At 63.9% G+C, this 16,383-nt stretch carries 16 protein-coding genes; 9 read left to right on the top strand and 7 right to left on the bottom strand.

The window, feature by feature from the left end; genetic code table 11:
* Positions 1 to 21 precede the first annotated feature (21 nt).
* From speB (ACR0NY_RS03830) to ACR0NY_RS03820, 3 genes are all read left to right on the top strand, one after another.
* The gene (gene speB, locus ACR0NY_RS03830) at positions 22 to 999 is read left to right on the top strand and encodes an agmatinase (RefSeq protein WP_170368577.1); all 978 of its coding nucleotides are present in this window, start codon (positions 22 to 24) and stop codon (positions 997 to 999) included.
* Positions 1,000 to 1,068: 69 nt separating this feature from the next.
* Positions 1,069 to 2,016, top strand: a complete 948-nt coding sequence (gene speB, locus ACR0NY_RS03825; protein ID WP_170368576.1) for an agmatinase — start codon at positions 1,069 to 1,071, stop codon at positions 2,014 to 2,016.
* A 66-nt stretch (positions 2,017 to 2,082) separates the two neighbouring features.
* Positions 2,083 to 2,490, top strand: a complete 408-nt coding sequence (locus ACR0NY_RS03820) for a DUF1499 domain-containing protein (protein ID WP_170338272.1) — start codon at positions 2,083 to 2,085, stop codon at positions 2,488 to 2,490.
* Here the strand turns inward: ACR0NY_RS03820 and ACR0NY_RS03815 are convergent.
* A complete protein-coding gene (locus ACR0NY_RS03815) occupies positions 2,416 to 2,718 on the bottom strand; it encodes a hypothetical protein (protein WP_170595348.1) in 303 nt (100 codons plus the stop codon). The genes ACR0NY_RS03820 and ACR0NY_RS03815 overlap by 75 nt on opposite strands.
* A gap of 62 nt (positions 2,719 to 2,780) precedes the next feature.
* Between ACR0NY_RS03815 and prfA the strand changes: the two genes are divergently transcribed.
* The 3 genes from prfA (at position 2,781) to ACR0NY_RS03800 (ending at position 5,490) form a co-directional block, all read left to right on the top strand.
* Positions 2,781 to 3,836 carry a peptide chain release factor 1 gene (gene prfA, locus ACR0NY_RS03810; RefSeq protein ID WP_170339442.1) on the top strand — a complete coding sequence of 352 codons (1,056 nt, stop codon included), beginning with the start codon at positions 2,781 to 2,783 and terminating at the stop codon, positions 3,834 to 3,836.
* Positions 3,833 to 4,678, top strand: coding sequence for a peptide chain release factor N(5)-glutamine methyltransferase (gene prmC / locus ACR0NY_RS03805; protein ID WP_170338276.1), 846 nt, complete (start codon positions 3,833 to 3,835; stop codon positions 4,676 to 4,678). The genes prfA and prmC overlap by 4 nt, the downstream gene beginning before the upstream one ends.
* 239 nt (positions 4,679 to 4,917) lie before the next feature.
* Entirely contained in the window at positions 4,918 to 5,490 is a 573-nt protein-coding gene (locus tag ACR0NY_RS03800) for a DUF4167 domain-containing protein (protein ID WP_170338278.1), read from the top strand.
* A gap of 68 nt (positions 5,491 to 5,558) precedes the next feature.
* Here the strand turns inward: ACR0NY_RS03800 and rsmA are convergent, their stop codons facing one another.
* From rsmA to lptG, 5 genes are all read right to left on the bottom strand, one after another.
* Positions 5,559 to 6,401 carry a 16S rRNA (adenine(1518)-N(6)/adenine(1519)-N(6))-dimethyltransferase RsmA gene (gene rsmA, locus ACR0NY_RS03795; protein ID WP_170368575.1) on the bottom strand — a complete coding sequence of 281 codons (843 nt, stop codon included), beginning with the start codon at positions 6,399 to 6,401 and terminating at the stop codon, positions 5,559 to 5,561.
* A gap of 84 nt (positions 6,402 to 6,485) precedes the next feature.
* Positions 6,486 to 7,451, bottom strand: a complete 966-nt coding sequence (gene pdxA, locus ACR0NY_RS03790; protein ID WP_170338282.1) for a 4-hydroxythreonine-4-phosphate dehydrogenase PdxA — start codon at positions 7,449 to 7,451, stop codon at positions 6,486 to 6,488.
* The gene (locus ACR0NY_RS03785; RefSeq protein WP_367646308.1) at positions 7,448 to 8,563 is read right to left on the bottom strand and encodes a peptidylprolyl isomerase; all 1,116 of its coding nucleotides are present in this window, start codon (positions 8,561 to 8,563) and stop codon (positions 7,448 to 7,450) included. Before ACR0NY_RS03785 ends, pdxA begins: the two co-directional genes overlap by 4 nt.
* Positions 8,564 to 8,691: 128 nt before the next feature.
* Positions 8,692 to 10,860 (bottom strand): LPS-assembly protein LptD, encoded by a 2,169-nt coding sequence (locus ACR0NY_RS03780; RefSeq protein WP_170338285.1) that lies wholly within the window; start codon positions 10,858 to 10,860, stop codon positions 8,692 to 8,694.
* Positions 10,860 to 11,960 carry an LPS export ABC transporter permease LptG gene (lptG, locus tag ACR0NY_RS03775; RefSeq protein ID WP_170338287.1) on the bottom strand — a complete coding sequence of 367 codons (1,101 nt, stop codon included), beginning with the start codon at positions 11,958 to 11,960 and terminating at the stop codon, positions 10,860 to 10,862. Before lptG ends, ACR0NY_RS03780 begins: the two co-directional genes overlap by 1 nt.
* Positions 11,961 to 12,188: 228 nt before the next feature.
* Here lptG and ACR0NY_RS03770 point away from each other — a divergent pair, with 228 nt between their 5' ends.
* The 3 genes from ACR0NY_RS03770 to ACR0NY_RS03760 are packed head-to-tail and all read left to right on the top strand — an operon-like array spanning position 12,189 to position 15,224.
* Positions 12,189 to 13,655: a leucyl aminopeptidase gene (locus ACR0NY_RS03770; RefSeq protein WP_170368573.1), complete on the top strand. Its 1,467-nt coding sequence runs from the start codon at positions 12,189 to 12,191 to the stop codon at positions 13,653 to 13,655.
* A 4-nt stretch (positions 13,656 to 13,659) separates the two neighbouring features.
* Positions 13,660 to 14,121, top strand: a complete 462-nt coding sequence (locus tag ACR0NY_RS03765) for a DNA polymerase III subunit chi (protein WP_170366151.1) — start codon at positions 13,660 to 13,662, stop codon at positions 14,119 to 14,121.
* 56 nt (positions 14,122 to 14,177) lie between these two features.
* Positions 14,178 to 15,224 (top strand): aldo/keto reductase, encoded by a 1,047-nt coding sequence (locus tag ACR0NY_RS03760; RefSeq protein ID WP_170368572.1) that lies wholly within the window; start codon positions 14,178 to 14,180, stop codon positions 15,222 to 15,224.
* A 68-nt stretch (positions 15,225 to 15,292) separates the two neighbouring features.
* Here the strand turns inward: ACR0NY_RS03760 and ACR0NY_RS03755 are convergent, their stop codons facing one another.
* Complete coding sequence (locus ACR0NY_RS03755; RefSeq protein WP_170368571.1) at positions 15,293 to 16,279, bottom strand: GlxA family transcriptional regulator; 987 nt, start codon at positions 16,277 to 16,279, stop codon at positions 15,293 to 15,295.
* Between the last annotated feature and the right edge of the window lie 104 nt (positions 16,280 to 16,383).

Raw genomic sequence — 16,383 nt, 5'->3', positions numbered from 1 at the left:
TCAGGAAGGAAACGGGCCAAAATGGCATTGGAAGACGCGAAAAATCAGGTCGATGAGGCCTTTACCAACCCCGACCTGAAGGGGTTGAGTTATGAAAACACCTTTGGCGGGGCCACATCCTTTCTACGGCGGCTCTACACCAAGAACCTGAAAGGCGTGGATATCGCCGTGACCGGCGTGCCGTTTGATCAGGCGGTGACCAATCGCCCCGGCACCCGTCTGGGCCCGCGCGCGATCCGCGAGGCCAGCGCCCTCCAATCGCCCGATGCGCCCTATGGTTGGCCCTTCGATGCGCTCAGCGAGCTGGCGATCATCGACTATGGCGACATGGCCTATGACTATGCCAATATCCCCGCCTTTCCCGACACGCTGACCAATCATATCCGTACCATTCTGGCGGCGGATGTGGCCTCGGTCACGCTGGGGGGCGACCACTATATCAGCTTTCCGATACTCAAGGCCTATGCCGAGAAATACGGGCCGATGTCGCTGTTGCAGTTCGACGCCCATACCGATACCTGGGCCGATGACGACATGAGCCGGGTGGACCACGGCACCATGTTCTACAAGGCGGTGAAGTCGGGAATCGTGGACCCGAAACGCTCGGTTCAGGTGGGGATCCGCACCACCAACGAGGACACGCTGGGCGTCAACATCATCGACGCGCGTGAGGTCTATGAATCCGGACCCGCCGCCGTGGCGCAAAAGATCAAGGGCATCCTGGGCGACAGCCCGGTCTATCTGAGCTTTGACATCGACGGGCTAGACCCGGCCTTTGCCCCCGGCACCGGCACGCCAGTCTGGGGCGGGCTCAGCTCGATCCAGGCGCAGATCATTCTGCGCGACATCGCCGGGATCAACATCAAGGGCGGCGACGTGGTCGAAGTGTCTCCGCCGTTTGACACGTCGGGGGCCACGGCGATCGCGGGGGCGCATGTGGCGACCCAGATCATCTGCCTGCTGGGATGGACCAAGCTGGCGAAAGATGGGCAGCTTTAACCATTGGTTAGCCATGGTTTTGCTATGGCCGGTATCAGGTGAACCAACGGGACTGGGGGCGCGCACGCCATGAGCCAATACAACCAACCCATCAGCGGCAATGATCTGGCGCGGTTTTCCGGGCCGAACACCTTCATGCGGTTGCCCGCGGCCGATACGCTGGCGGGGCTGGACGTGGCGGTGCTGGGCGTGCCGATGGATATCGGAACCTCATGGCGGTCGGGCACCCGGTTCGGCCCCAAGCAGATCCGCGCCGAAAGCGCGATGATCCGGCCCTACAACATGGCTACCTTCGCCGCGCCTTTCGACAGCCTCCAGATCGCCGATATCGGAGATCTGGCGATCAACACCTTCTCGCTGGCCGACAGCCTTCGGATCATCAAGGAAAGCTATGACGCGATCCTGGCGCAGGGCGTGATCCCGGTGGCGATGGGGGGCGATCATTCGATCACCCTGCCGATTCTGCGGGCCGTTGCCGCAAAACATGGGCCTGTTGCCCTGGTGCATGTGGACGCCCATGCCGACGTCAATGACGAGATGTTCGGTGAGCGTGAGACCCACGGAACCGTCTTCCGCCGCGCGTATGAAGAGGGGCTGATCGTGCCCGACAGGACCTTTCAGGTCGGTATCCGCGGCTCGGGCTATGCGGCCAGCGATTTCACCGAGGCAAAGGGCTGGGGGTTCCGGCAGTTTCCTGCGTGGGAGTTGTGGCAACAGAACCTGACCCAGATCGGGGCGTTGATCCGCAAGGAAATCGGCAAGCATCCGGTTTATGTCACCTACGACATCGACAGCCTGGACCCGGCCTATTCCCCCGGCACCGGCACGCCCGAGATCGGCGGGCTGACCACGCCGCAGGCGCTGCAGCTGATCCACGCGCTGGGGGGCATGAACGTGGTTGGCTGCGACCTGGTCGAGGTCTCACCGCCCTATGATCCGTCGGGCAACACCGCGCTGACGGCGGCCAACCTGCTGTTCGAGCTGCTGTGCATCCTGCCCGGTGTGACGTCACGGTAAGCGGGGCCGGCAGGTCTTGCCAGGTACCGGCGGGCGGCTAGGGTTCTGCCGGAAGGTCTGATTGGAATGAAACGCATGGTTGTTTGGTTGGTTGTCGCCGCGGTTGTCGGGCTTGGCCTCTATGTGCGGCTGGCACCGGCCGATCCCGCGCGCTGGCATGTGCAGGTCGTGGCCGAGGCAGATCGTGACCTGCCCGGAGGCGTGATCCGCGTGGCGCAGACCGGGCCGGACGGCCTCGCGCGGCTGGACCAAGTGGCGCGGGCGACTCCGCGTACGACGGTGCTGGCCGGATCGGTGGATGAGGGCCTGATCACCTATGTGACCCGCAGCCGGGTGTTCGGCTTTCCCGACTACACCACCGCCCAGCAGGACGGCGACACACTGCGCATCTATGGACGGTTACGATTTGGCCGACGGGATTTCGACGTCAACCGGAGCCGGGTCGACGGTTGGCTGGCGGCTCTGCAGTCCTGAAGACAGGCACCCCTCTGACACCTCGCGCCACATCGGCACGTTCAGCGACATCTGGCACTGAGCCATGAACATGCGGCCATCGACCTGCAGGCAGACCATCTCGCCCAGTTCGACGCGGCTGCCGGATGTGTCGGTGCAATAGCAATCCTGCACCTTGCCACCGGGGCCGATGACATCGGCCAGACCGGGCGTTGCGCAGACAATCAACAGGGCAATGATCCGTTTCATGCGCATAGCTTAGCACAAGCCGGGGCCTTGACCAAAGCCGTCGGATGATAGACACCGCCCCAATGATCCCCGAAGAACGTCTTGAACAGATCACTCAGCGATTCCAGTACCTCGAAGCGGCCATGTCCGATGGCGCCTCGGGCGGGGATATCGCGGCTTTGGCCAAGGAATATTCCGACCTCAAGCCGGTGGTCGAACAGATCGCAGCCTGGCGTCAGCTGCGGGCCGATCTGGCCGAGGCCGAGGCGATGCTGGGCGACCCCGACATGAAAGAGCTGGCCGAGGAGGAGATCCCGCAGCTCAAGGCGCGCATCCCCGAGGTCGAGCATGCGCTGCAACTGGCGCTGCTGCCCAAGGACGCGGCCGATGCGCGGCCGGCGATGCTGGAGATCCGCCCCGGCACCGGCGGCGACGAGGCGGCTTTGTTCGCGGGCGACCTGCTGCGGATGTATCAGCGCTATGCCGAGGCGCGCGGCTGGCAGCTAGAGATCATCGAAGAACAGCAGACCGAACTGGGTGGTATCAAGGAAGTGGTGGCCCATATCAAGGGCGACAACGTTTTTGCCCGGCTGAAATACGAATCCGGCGTGCACCGCGTTCAACGCGTGCCCGAAACCGAAAGCGGTGGGCGCATCCACACCTCGGCGGCGACCGTGGCGGTTCTGCCCGAGGCCGAGGACGTGGACATCCAGATCGACCCCAATGACCTGCGTATCGACACGATGCGAAGCTCGGGCGCAGGCGGACAGCATGTGAACACCACCGACTCGGCGGTGCGGATCACGCACCTGCCCACGGGAATCGTGGTGACCAGTTCCGAGAAGTCGCAGCACCGCAACCGCGAGATCGCGATGCAGGTGCTCAAGACGCGTCTCTATGACCTCGAACGTCAGCGGATCGACAGCGAACGCTCGGCCGACCGGGCCAGCCAGGTGGGGTCGGGCGACCGCTCCGAGCGCATCCGTACCTATAATTTCCCGCAGGGCCGGATGACCGATCACCGGATCAACCTGACGCTCTACAAACTCGACCAGATCATGCAGGGCGATCTGGACGAGGTGATCGACGCGCTGACCGCCGATGATCAGGCGCGCCTGTTGGCGGAGATGGCGCAATGATCGCGGCGCTGACAGCGGCACAGGCCATGGTGGCCGCCACCGCGCGCCTGCGGGCCGCAGGTGTGGACGACCCGGCGCGGGACGCTAGGGTCCTGCTGGCCCATGCCGCCCGGATCGAGGCCAGCCGCGTGACCCTGATCGCTCCCGAAGAGCTCTCGCCCGAGATCGCCGAACGCTATGAGCAACTGGTGTCGCTGCGCGCGATCCGGGTTCCGGTTTCCCATCTGCTGGGTGAGCGCGAGTTTTACGGCCGACGCTTCCGCGTCAGCCGCGACGTGCTGGACCCGCGCCCCGAAACCGAGGCGCTGATCGAAGCGGCCCTGAGCCAGCCGTTTGACCGCGTGCTGGACCTGGGCGTCGGCTCGGGCTGCATCCTGATCACCTTGCTGGCGGAACGCACCAGCGCAACCGGGCTGGGCGTCGATCTGAGCGAGGCCGCCTGTCTGCAGGCCAGCGCCAATGCGGTGGCCCATGGGGTGCAGGATCGGGCAGAGATCCAGCGCTCGGACTGGTTTGAGAACATTGGCGGGTATTTCGACCTGATCGTTTCCAATCCGCCCTATATCGCGCTGGATGAGATGGATGGCCTGTCGCCCGAAGTACGCGAGCACGAGCCGCGTCTGGCTTTGACGGATGAAGCGGACGGGCTGGACGCCTATCGTCGGATTGCGGCCGGCGCCCCGGACCACCTTGTTCCCGGCGGACGACTTCTGGTGGAAATCGGCCCGACACAGGCGCAGGTGGTCAGCGCGTTGTTCGACGCGGCGGGGCTGGCGGATATCCGTGTCGTTCCTGATCTGGACGGGCGGGATCGGGTGGTAAGCGCTAGAATGCCGGGCTAGCCGCGGATTCTGAGGCCGATTTACGCCGGTCGGGGTAAAAAACCCGGCATTTGGTGTATTAACCCCTTGTCTGCGCCGTCAGGACATGCTTACTCAGAGTAGTCAGCGCGGTTGACGCCCCTTCGGCGCACCCCTGACGCCAAGCCCAAAAAAGTCGACATCCCGTGACGGCACAGGCCACAGAGCAGCGCAGAATACGGGTGGATCGACAGTGCAAGACAAGGCTGACGTACAGTAAGATGAGATCCTCCAAATCCCGCTCGCGGGCAAAGAACAACCGCAATCGTCCCTCTGGTGGAAACGTCGTTAACCGGGTTTTCGACAGCTCGGGGCCCGAGGGCAAGGTGCGCGGCACGCCGCAGCAGATCATTGACAAGTACAACCAGCTGGCGCGCGATGCACAGCTGGCCAATGACCGCGTCGCTGCCGAAAACTTTCAGCAACATGCCGAGCATTACCTGCGCCTGCTGAGCGAGGCGCAACGCGAAATGGAAGCGCGTCGGGAAGAGCAGGAACGCCAGAACCGCGAGCGTCAGGCCGAGCGCGATCGGGAGCGGGCGGAACGGCAGGAACGTGAAGCCGCACGCCAGGCGGACCCGGCCGAGGCTCCGCAGCCGGACATCGTTGATCTGAACGCCGATTCGGATACTCCTGAATCCGGGCTTGTCGAGACGCCCGAAAGCGCGGGCGCCAAGGCCGAAGCGGCCGAGCGCAAGGACAAACCTGCCCGGAGACCGCGCGCACGCAAGCCTAAGGCCGTAGAAGAGCAGGCCCCCCAAGGCGGCGGTGATGCACCAGAGGCTGCCGAATAAGCCATAGCGGTTGCGCACAGAGTTCAAAGGCCCCGGTCAGAGATGTCCGGGGCCGTTTTCGTTCGGGATCAGGTTTTCTGCAGTTCCCGTGCCAGCGCACAGAAGGCCTCGAGCGAGACCTGCTCGGCGCGTTCGGTGGGTTTTATGCCGGCGGCTGTCAGACGGTCTTCGATATCGGGGGCCAACCCCTTGAGCGCTGCGCGCAGCATCTTTCGGCGCTGATTGAACGCAGCGGCCACGACGCGGGACAGGGTGTCGGCATCCGCCGGAAAGCGGGGTTCGGGCCGGGCGGTCAGGTGGACCACGGCGCTGCTGACTTTGGGCGGCGGCGTGAACGCTCCGGGGGGCAGGGACATGGCGATGCGCGCCTCGGCCCGCCACTGGGCCAGAATCGCCAGTCGGCCATAGGCCTTGGAGCCGGGCTGCGCCACGATGCGCTCGGCCACCTCGCGCTGGAACATCAGGGTCAGGCTCTGCCAGAAGGGTGGCCATTCCGGCGGGGTCAGCCAGCGCACCAGCAGTTCCGTGCCCACATTGTAGGGCAGATTGGCCGCCACGCGGATGGGCGGGGTCAGATGTTCAAGCGGATCGATTTCAAGAGCGTCGCCATTGATGACCTCGAGCCGCCCGGGATAGGCAGCGGCGATTTCCTGAAGCGCGGCGATGCAACGGATATCTTTTTCCACCGCCACCACCTTGCGCGCACCTTCGGCCAGCAAACCGCGGGTCAGGCCTCCGGGGCCGGGGCCGATCTCCAGCACGTCGCATTGGCTCAGGTCGCCGGCCTGCCGGGCGATCTTGGCCGTCAGGTTGAGATCGAGCAGGAAGTTCTGGCCCAGCGACTTGCGGGCCGAGAGCTGGTGCTTGGCGATGACCTCGCGCAGCGGGGGGAGGGTGTCGATTGCGCTCATGATCCGGTTACCGTGGCGCGAGGGGCAGGCGGTGCGCCAGAGAATTTTTGCCTCCGGCGGGGATATTTGGCGCCAGATGAAGGATCAAGTGCTTTGTGCCATGCGTTGGGCGAGTTTCAGCGCCTCGATCAGGCTGGTGGGGTTTGCGATGCCCTGTCCGGCGATGTCGAGCGCGGTGCCATGGTCGGGCGAGGTGCGGATGAAGGGCAGGCCCAGGGTCACGTTCACGCCACGGTCGAAGTCGAGGGTCTTGATCGGGATCAGCGCCTGATCGTGATACATGGCGATGGCGGCGTCATAGCGGGCGCGTGCGGCGGCGTGGAACATCGTGTCTGCCGGGTGCGGGCCGGTGACGGTGTAGCCCTCGGGGGTGAGATCGGCCAGCAGAGGGGCGATCCAGTCCAGTTCCTCGCGGCCCATCTTGCCACCCTCGCCGGCATGGGGGTTGAGCCCGGCCACCGCGATGCGAGGATGCGGGATGCCGAATTGGCGGCGCAGGCCGTCGGCGGTGATTGCGATCGTGTCGCGCAGCAGGTCGGGCGTGAGGCGCGAGGGCACCTGCGACAAAGGGATGTGGATCGTGGCGGGTACCACGCGGAGTTGCTCGCTGGCTAGCATCATCACCACGCGGGAACGGCCTGCCAGCGCCGCCAGAAATTCGGTATGGCCAGGATAGGCGAAATCGGCGCCGTCGATCAGGGCCTTCTTGTGGATCGGTGCCGTGCAGAGGGCCGAGGCCGCGCCCGATTGCACCAGTGACACGCCGGTTTCGATGGCGTCTATCACCGAAGGCGCATTGGCTGGATCGGGGTGGCCGGGCAGGTTCGGGGCCGGAAAGGTCAGCGGCAACACCGGCAGCGCCTCTGCGCAGATGTCAGCCACTTGGGCCGGGTCTACGATCTCGGTCGTGGGGATGTCGTCGGGCAGGTGACCGGCGTCGCCGATGTAAAAGAATGGGCAGCTGTCGCGCAATGCGGTCCAAGCCTTGGCGGCGATCTCCGGACCGATGCCCGAAGGTTCTCCGCAGCTGAGCGCGATGGGCGCGGTCATTGCTCGATGATGGTGGCGTCGGCGCGCAGTTGTTCGACGAGGCTGTTGGCGAATGCCTGCAGGCGTTGCTGCGTCAGCGCGTTGGCCACGTCCTCGCGCGACGTGTCCTCACCCAGATCGCGCGTCCGATTGCACAGCATGAGGAACACCAGCGTCTGGCCGTTGTTTCGGGTCAGAGAGGTCGACACCTCGTTTGGGTCCAGCTTCGCGAGTTCCAGCGCGATGTCGCGCGGGATTTCGGACGGACTTGCCGAGACCCGGTCGAGTACCTCGGGCGGTTGCCCCTTGGCGATGCCGTACAGGTCGTCGCAGGTATCCACCGTTTCCTTCAGTTCGGCGGCTCTTTGCAGTGTTTCGGGGCTGAGTCCGCCAGGCAGGTAATAGGCCGCATAGTCGATCTTGGAGAACCGCGGCGTGCTGGCGGCCACTTCTCGCAGGCCGCGCATCTGGAACAGGGCTACGGCGTTGGGCAGGCTCAGCGGGGCCGTGACCTCGCCATTCTTCAGGCCAAGGATAACCGGTTGCAGCGCCGGAGGCAGGTTGCTGACGTTCAACCAGTCCAGGCGTCCGCCATTTTCGCGTGTCGGCGCTGCCGAGTACTGCGTGGCAGCGGCCGAAAATGCATCGATGGTTTCGACACGGGCGATCTCGTCGGCCAAGGCTTCGGCCTGTGCCAAGGTTTGCGCATTCACGGGGATGATGATTTCGGACAGCAAAACCTGGAGACCGCCACCGCCGGTCTGACCCATTGCACGGTCAATTTCGTCGTCCGTCGGACGGGCCTGAGAGATAAAGCGGGCGCTGACATAGTCGCGCCATGCCAGCTGACTGGATACGTAATCCCGCACGGTTTCCCGGTCGATACCCGCGTCAGCCAGCGCCTTCAGGAATTGATCCGGGGTCAGCTGACCACGCGAAGCGAATTCGTCGATCGCAACCTGAATGTCTTCGGGTGTGGGCTGGATGCCGGCTTCGCGCATGGCCTGTTTGCGCAGGCGCTCGTCGATCAGCGCCTTGCGGACTTCGGCCTCCGAGCTGCCCGGGATACCCAGAATTTCGAGAAACCGCTGGCGCTGATCCAGTTCGTACCAGGTGACGATATCCTGATTCACGCGGATAGCCGGTGAAAACAAGCTTTGCGCGGGGGCTTGCTGAGGCGCAACTGTCAGCATGGCGACCGCGAGGCTGGGCGCAAATGCCGTCAGCCAACGGGAACGAAAGAACCTGGAAAAACCTGAAATCAGCTGCATTTTCTTTTATACTTCTTGCCCCCGCCTTCAACGGCGTATCCTGTCAGTGCAACGGTAAAGCCGAATTCCGTCGAAGGCTCAATACTTGATGTCGAAGTATATCGCCGGCTGACGGACATGTTAACCTGCACACATTCATTTTCATACGTCACACCCAAGCCCAGCCGCAGCGGTTCGGATTCTGCCAGATCATAGCGGGCCAGGGCGTTGGCTCTCCAGTTTTCATCCAGTCGTTGACGTGCGGTCAACCGTATCTCGGATGTTTCCATGTCAAGGTTTTCGGCCGGGTCCGGCTGCTGCCAGATATAGCTTCCGCCCAGTTGGGTCCCCTCGTTGGCCCAGGTTCCGCGCAATTCAGCCTTGGTAAAGCTGAAATCGCCATCCATCAATCCGCGTGCGGCCAGCGTCAGGCCATTGTTCGTCTTGATCTGCCCTGCCAGCAGCAGGTCGGAGGAAGTTCCCTGCAGGCCGGACGTAGCGGTGAAGTTCGGATCGGCGGTCGAGCGGAAGACCTGGCCGACCGTGGCCAATGCCCGCCAGCCGCCCGGGGCATACCGAGCCCAGTTCACGCCCACGACCGCGGTCGTGCCGTCTTCGCGTCGGTCCTCGGCCGGAAAGCGTGACAGGGACAACAGGTTGCCCTGGTCAAATTCCTGGAAGGTGCTTTCGTCATCGGGCACATCGGTGTCCGAAACATGGGTCCAGCCAAACTGCGCGATCGGCTCCAGAAACTGGGTCGCACCAGAGGCTTCGCGCCGGGTCATCGGGTAGCGCAGCGTCAAAGCCGCGCGCGGGGTCGACCGGGTGATCTGGTCGGGGTAGGCGCTGTCGTTGCGAATGTCGAACGTGTCGACCGAAGCCCCCAGTTCCGCATCCGCGCGCAACCCGGAGGCAAAGGTCCAGCTGCGCAGCCACTGGGCGTCGAATGTGGCGCGGGCCACATCGCGCCCGATGATATCCTCGTCGCTGGTCCGGGTGTGGGTGTGGGTGACGAAGCCCAACCGCACCTCACCGCCGACAGCGGAGGCGGGAAAATAGCGTTTCTGGTAGAACAGATCGAAGACCTGCGACGGGATCTCATCCTGTTCCTCGCTGTCGCGCAGGGTCTTGTAGTGAATGAAGCTGGTCCGAAACGCCGTGTCGCGTTTGATGCGCTCGAGCGCGATCTCGCTGCGCAGGCGGTCATAGTCAGGCAGCCCGTAGTCCGCCAGGTACGAGTCGTCCGATGCGGTCTGGACGTCAAAGGTCAGCCGGAAATCGTTCGGCAGATTGAACCAGCCATTTGCAAAGAAATAGCCCCGATCCTGCTCCTGCTGGACGTCGTCGCGGGTATAGGCCCCTTCAAACTGGATGCGGCCGTTCTTGAAGGCCTGCCGGTAGCGATAGCCAAGCGTCGTGGTCTTGGACGACAGGTAGGGGGTCAGCGTCAGATCCTTGTGATCGCCCAGTTTGAAGAAATACGGCGTCTTGACGCCAGTACCCAACTGCGAGGTCGTGCGGATTGACGGCACAAGAAATCCGGTTGCCCGATCCAGTGTCGGGTCCGGCAGTCGCAGGGTTGGAAAGTAGAAAACCGGCACATCCAGAATGCGGAACTGGGCGCCCTCGAAATACAACTGCCGTTCGAGCTGATCATGCGTGACCTTGCGCGCCCGGATCTGCCAGAGGGGCGGCCGACCGTCGGCGCAGACATGGCAGGACGTGGCCGAGACCTTGCTGAACTGCGTGTATCGTCCTGCCGCGCGGGTCGCCTGAACCGACGCGATCTGTACCTGCTGATCGAAGACCAGCCGTGCGCCGGTCAGCAACCCGTTCTGGATGCCGTCATCCAGTTGCGCTGAGTCCGCAAGGACGGTCGAGCGCCCGCCCTGATCGATCCGGATCGGACCTTCCAGCGTCAGCTCGCCCGACTCGCGGTCGAACACCACGCGCTGTGCGGACAGTTTGACGTCGCCCTGAAAAGCTTCGACGTTGCCCTCGGCCACCAGTTTGCGATCCGGGGTGATGAAGATCCTGTCGGCGACCAGCAGGGCAGGCTGATCCTGTTGTTGTGCCGTGTCAGACGCGGGCGTACTGGTCTCCGAGGTCTGGGCCAATGCCAGCCCCGGACCGGAAAAGAACACGGCACTGGACAAAAGAAGGGGCAGAAGGCGCCGCATCAACCGTCCTCCGCGTGCAGCAGAAGGCCGAGCGACAGCAATATGGCCGCAAACGGTGGTGCCCAGGCCGCAATCACAATCGGCAATTGGCCGTTCTCTCCCAAAATCTGAGCGAAATTGCGCACGAAGTATACGCCGAACCCCAGCAAAACAGCAGTCAGCACGGCGACGCCGGTGCCGCCGAACCGCACGTGCCGCATGGTGAAGGCCGCGCCGATCAACACCATCGAAATCAGGAAGAATGGGCGCGCCAGCTGCACCTGCAGCCAAACCTCGTATTGCTTGGTTGAAAAGCCCGCTTCGCGCAGGTCGCGGATCAGCTGGGGCAGGTCATAGACCGAGACGCTGTCCTGTTGGCCCAAGGTTTCCAAGATGCGCTGACGGGTCAGCGAAGTGGGCAGCCGCAGGGTCTCATGCGTAACGGCGTGGGTCTCGGGGTTGGTGTCGCTGGACAGGGGCCATTCCTTGGTGTTGCGCAAGATCCAGGCCCCGTCCTCGAGGCGAGCGCCGTCGGCGATGATTTGACGGGTCGGAAGACCTTCGGGCGAAAACGTGATGATGGTCACGTCGATCAATTCAAGCTCGGCGTCGTTGGTCGATGCGCGGGCATGAATCACCGATTGGCCCTGCGGTGAGCCCTGACGCAGCCAAAGCCCGTCGCGGCTGATCGAGAGGGCGGAATTGCCACCGTTTTTGTATAGATCCGAGAAATGCCGGTACTGCTCGGACGTGGCCGCCGCAATCGGGTTCAGCAGGGCCACCGCCAGCGTTCCGATTAGCAGCGCCAGAAGGACCGGTGCCACCAGCGCGCGGATACCCGAGCGGCCGATCGCCCGGGTCACCACCAACTCCGAGCTTCGGGCGAGGCCGACAAACAAAGCAATGGTCGACAGGATCATCAACAGCGGCAGCATCTCGCTGATCGCAGCGGGCGTGTTCAACAACGTCAGCTGCAGAACCTGGCCAAAGGACAGGTCGGCGTCATTGAACCGACGGGCCTGTTCGATCAGGTCGATCAGGATCATCAGTGTCAGGAAGATGGCCCCAATCACCAGAAAGCTCTGCAAAAAGCGGCGGGCGAAGTACCGGTCCAGAATCACGGCCGCATCCCCGGCACGGGGCGTCCAGCAGGCCTGTTGCCAGAATCGCCAAGGCACAAAAACATGCGCGACGGCCTATGCCTGCCGAATGATGCCAAGTTTTCTCCCCCGAGCCTGCCGGTCATTTTGGCGCGACCTTAATGCAATTGGCGGGCGGGGAAAACTGCTATCTGGTCAATGGCGGCGGCGCGGGCTAGGTCTGTGGGCAGAGTTTTTCAGGAGCAAGAAATGAGCAGTCTGGTACCGATCCGTTTTCAAGCCTTCGAACTGGACCTGATGGCGCAGGCCCAAGGCCGGGTGGCCATTCTCATACCGACCGATGGCAAGATGAACCCCGCCGCGCGCCGCGCAAACCGACTGACCCGTGGTGCCGTGGCCCGGCTGGTGGAAAGCAACCGTTTCGCCAAGGTCAAGACAGGCGACGTGATCTCGTTGGCTTGGCCCGGCGGGATGGAGGCAGAGGCATTGGACATTCTCGTCCTGCCACGCCGCCCCGAGCCGGACGAAGCCCGCAAGGGCGGAGCCGCGCTGGCCAAGCTGGCAGGTGGCAAGGACCTGCTGGTCATGGCGGGCAACCAGGTGCGGACCGAGGAACTGGCCTTGGGCATTGCTTTGCGCAGGTATGATTTTGACGCGCACAAAACCACGGACGATGACGCAAAAGGCGCGGTGTCCATCTGCCACGCCAAGCCCGACGACGCCAAGGCCGCCTTCGCACCGCTCTATGCGGTTGCTGATGGTGTGCGCATGACCCGCGACCTGACGAACGAACCCGCCAACATCCTGACAACGAGCGAATTTGCCAACCGTCTGAAAGAGATGGAGGAGTTGGGCCTGAAGGTCGAGGTGCTGGAGGAAGACAAGCTGGCCGAGTTGGGCATGCGGACCCTGCTGAGCGTCGGGCAAGGGTCGGACAGCCCCTCGAAAGTCGTCGTGATGCAGTGGAATGGCGGCGATGCTGATGACGCACCGCTGGCTCTGGTCGGCAAGGGGGTCGTTTTCGACACCGGCGGTATTTCGATCAAACCGGCCGCTGGTATGGAAGATATGACCATGGACATGGGCGGCGCAGGCGTCGTTGCGGGCACCATGCGCGCATTGGCCAAGCGTAAGGCCAAGGCCAATGTCGTGGGCCTGGTTGGGCTGGTCGAGAACATGCCCTCGGGCAGTGCCACGCGGCCGGGCGACGTCGTGAAGTCGATGAAGGGCGATACGGTCGAGATCATCAACACCGACGCCGAAGGCCGTTTGGTGCTGTGTGACGTCATGTGGTACGCGCAAGAGCGGTTCAATCCGGTCGGCATGATCGATCTGGCCACCTTGACCGGCGCGATCATCATCGGGCTGGGGCATGAAAACGCAGGCGTGTTTTCCAACAACGACACCTTCTGCGACGCGTTCCTGAAGGCGGCCCGGGCCGAGGATGAAGGCGCGTGGCGTATGCCGCTGGGGCAGGCTTATGACGATCTGCTGAAGTCGCGCATCGCGGACATGAAGAACGTGGGCGGCCGGCCGGCCGGTTCGATCACCGCAGCGCAGTTTCTGCAGCGTTTCGTCAAGGAAGAAACACCCTGGATCCATTTGGATATCGCGGGCGTGGCCTCGGTCGCGGCGGAAACGTCCTATGCGCCCAAGGGCGCCACGGGTTGGGGCGTCCGTGCGCTCAGCCGTTTCGTGCAGGACAATTTCGAGTAGGTCGATGGGCGCCGTCTACTTCTACCACCTGACCCGCCATCCACTTGAGCAGACCTTGCCGGTATTGCTGGACAAGGCACGACAGGCCGGGTGGCGGATTGCGGTGCGAGGCACTGACCCTGCGCGGATGGACTGGCTGGACGAAAGGCTTTGGCTGGGCCCCGAAGACGCGTTTCTGCCGCATGGGCAGGCAGGTGGGCCGTATGACGCGGTTCAGCCGATTCTGCTGACTACCGAGGCGGACGCTGCCAACAACCCGTCTTGCCTGATGGCGGTGGACGGGGCCGAGGTGACGCCGGATGAGGTGACCGCCTCGGAGCGGGTTTGCATCCTGTTCGACGGCAACGATCCAAGCGCGGTGGACCATGCGCGTGGTCAATGGAAGACGCTGACCGCGGCGGGTTGCGCGGCGCAGTATTGGTCGGAGGAATCCGGCCGTTGGGAGAAAAAGGCCGAATCCGGCTGACTTGGGACCAAAATCAGATTGCAGGCGTGGCGATCCGCGCGACAGGAGATTGATTGATGAAAATGAAACCGTTGGGCCGCACGGGCATCCAGGTCTCGGACCTGTGCCTCGGAACCATGACATTCGGCACGCAGACCCCCGAGGCGGATGCGCATCGTCAGATCGACACGGCGCTGGCAGCCGGGATCAATTTCCTTGATGCCGCCGAGATGTACCCGGTCAACCCGATCACCAAGGAGACCGTAGGCAAGACCGAGCAGATCATCGGCAACTGGAATGCGGCACATCCGGCCCGCCGCGGAAGCTATGTTCTGGCGACCAAGCACTCGGGGGCCGGCTTCACGCATGCGCGGGACGGAGCACCGATCTCGGCCAGCACGATCCCCGGGGCCATCGAGGGATCGTTGCGGCGTCTGCAGACCGACTACATCGACCTGTACCAATTTCACTGGCCCAACCGAGGCAGTTACATGTTCCGGCAGAACTGGGACTATGACCCCTCGGGCGGCGACAGGCAGGCGGTTCTGGACAACATGCGCGAATGCCTCGAGGCGTCGCAGTCGCAGGTGGACAAGGGCAATATCCGCGCCTTCGGCCTGTCGAACGAAAGCGCCTGGGGAACCGCCCAGTGGCTGCGCTTGTCGGAAGAGATGGGTGCGCCGCGGGTGGCCTCGGTCCAGAATGAGTATTCCCTGCTGTGCCGCCTGTATGACACCGACATGGCCGAGTTGAGCGCCTATGAGGATGTGGGTCTGTTGGCCTTCTCGCCACTGGCCGCCGGATTTCTGACCGGCAAGTATCAGGGCGGGGCGGTGCCCGAGGGATCGCGCATGTCGATCGTGCCGCAGATGGGCGGGCGCAAGGGCGACCGGGTTTTCGACGCGGTCGAGGCCTATCTGGCGATTGCCGCGGAACACGGGCTGGACCCGGTGCACATGGCGCTGGCCTGGTGCCAGACGCGGCCGTTCATGACCTCGGTCATCTTCGGCGCGACCACGCAGGCGCAGCTGGAGCGGATCCTGGAGGGGCGGGATGTCGTGCTGTCGGATGAGATTTTGGCCGAGATCAACGCGGCCCATCGCGCGCATCCGATGCCGTATTGAGGGATGGGGGCGCTGCCCCCGTCGTCGCAGCCAACTCCCCCAATCTATGACCAAATCAAGCTCGCCCGTCAGTGATGGGTAGGCTGGGTGCGGTCCTGCCTGAGGTCGCGGGCGGATAGTCCATGCGCCGTGCGGAAAGCGCGCGCAAAGCTGGATTGTGACGTGAACCCCGTGGCCAGTGCCACATCCATCAGCGGCATGTCGGTGTCGGTGACCAGACGGCGGGCCTCGGCCAGGCGCAGTTGCAGGTAGTGGTCCTGTGGCGTGGTGTTCAGCCGCAGGCGGAATTGCTGCTGCAGGGTGCGCGGGCTGGTTCCCAGGGCCCTTGCGATCTCGGCCAGGGGCAGCGGGTCGTCCAGCGCGGCCTGCATGATCGCGTTGGCGCGGGCGGTCAGGGCACTGTGGCGGTGTGGCGCCCCAGTACGGCTCTGTGGTCTGCCGGGTTCGGGGGCGCCTTCGTAGAGGAACAGGCCCGAGACACGGGCCGCGAAGCCGGCGCCGTGGCGTGCCGCGATGATTTGCAGCATCATCTCGACCGCGGGGATCGCGCCGCCCGAGGTCAGGCGGTTGCCCGACACGGTGAACCGGTCGGGGCGCACGTCGACTTCGGGGAAGCGGCTGGCGAAGGTCTCGAGATCTTCCCAATGGGTGGTGGCGGCGTGACCGTCAAGCAGCCCTGCTTCGGCCAGCAGCCATGGGCCTCCGTCAATGCCCGCCATCGTGGCACCGGTATTGGCGATGCGACGCAGCCCGGCCAGAAGGCTGGGCGTGGCGTGGCGCACCAGATTGAACCCCGCGATCACGATCATCAGGTCGCAGTGGTCGAGACGCGCGAGCGGGATGCCCGGCACTCGCAATGCGCTGGTCAGCATCGCCGGCTCGGGCGTTGCGGTCACGTAGTCCCAGTCGAAGGCTGGGCGGTCGGCCAGCCGGTTGGCGGCGCGCATCGGGTCCACCGCCGAGGCAAAGCTGAGCGTGTTGCACTCGTCCAGCACCAGAACGGCGGTTTTCAGCGCGCGGTGCTCGGGCTGGAGGATGTTTTTTGCGGATTTCATCAAGTCTGATTCGCATTCTGGCAAGTTGTCTGCTCAAGGCTGCGCCAGAGTCGGGGCCAGACGCAAATCGGAATCCGGGGAGAAGCCTGGGGAAAACCCATGGC

The organism is Ruegeria sp. BJ5, from assembly GCF_056537865.1.
The sequence above is the reverse complement of the archived record's forward strand: the minus strand, read 5'-3'. Positions and strand labels throughout refer to the sequence as shown.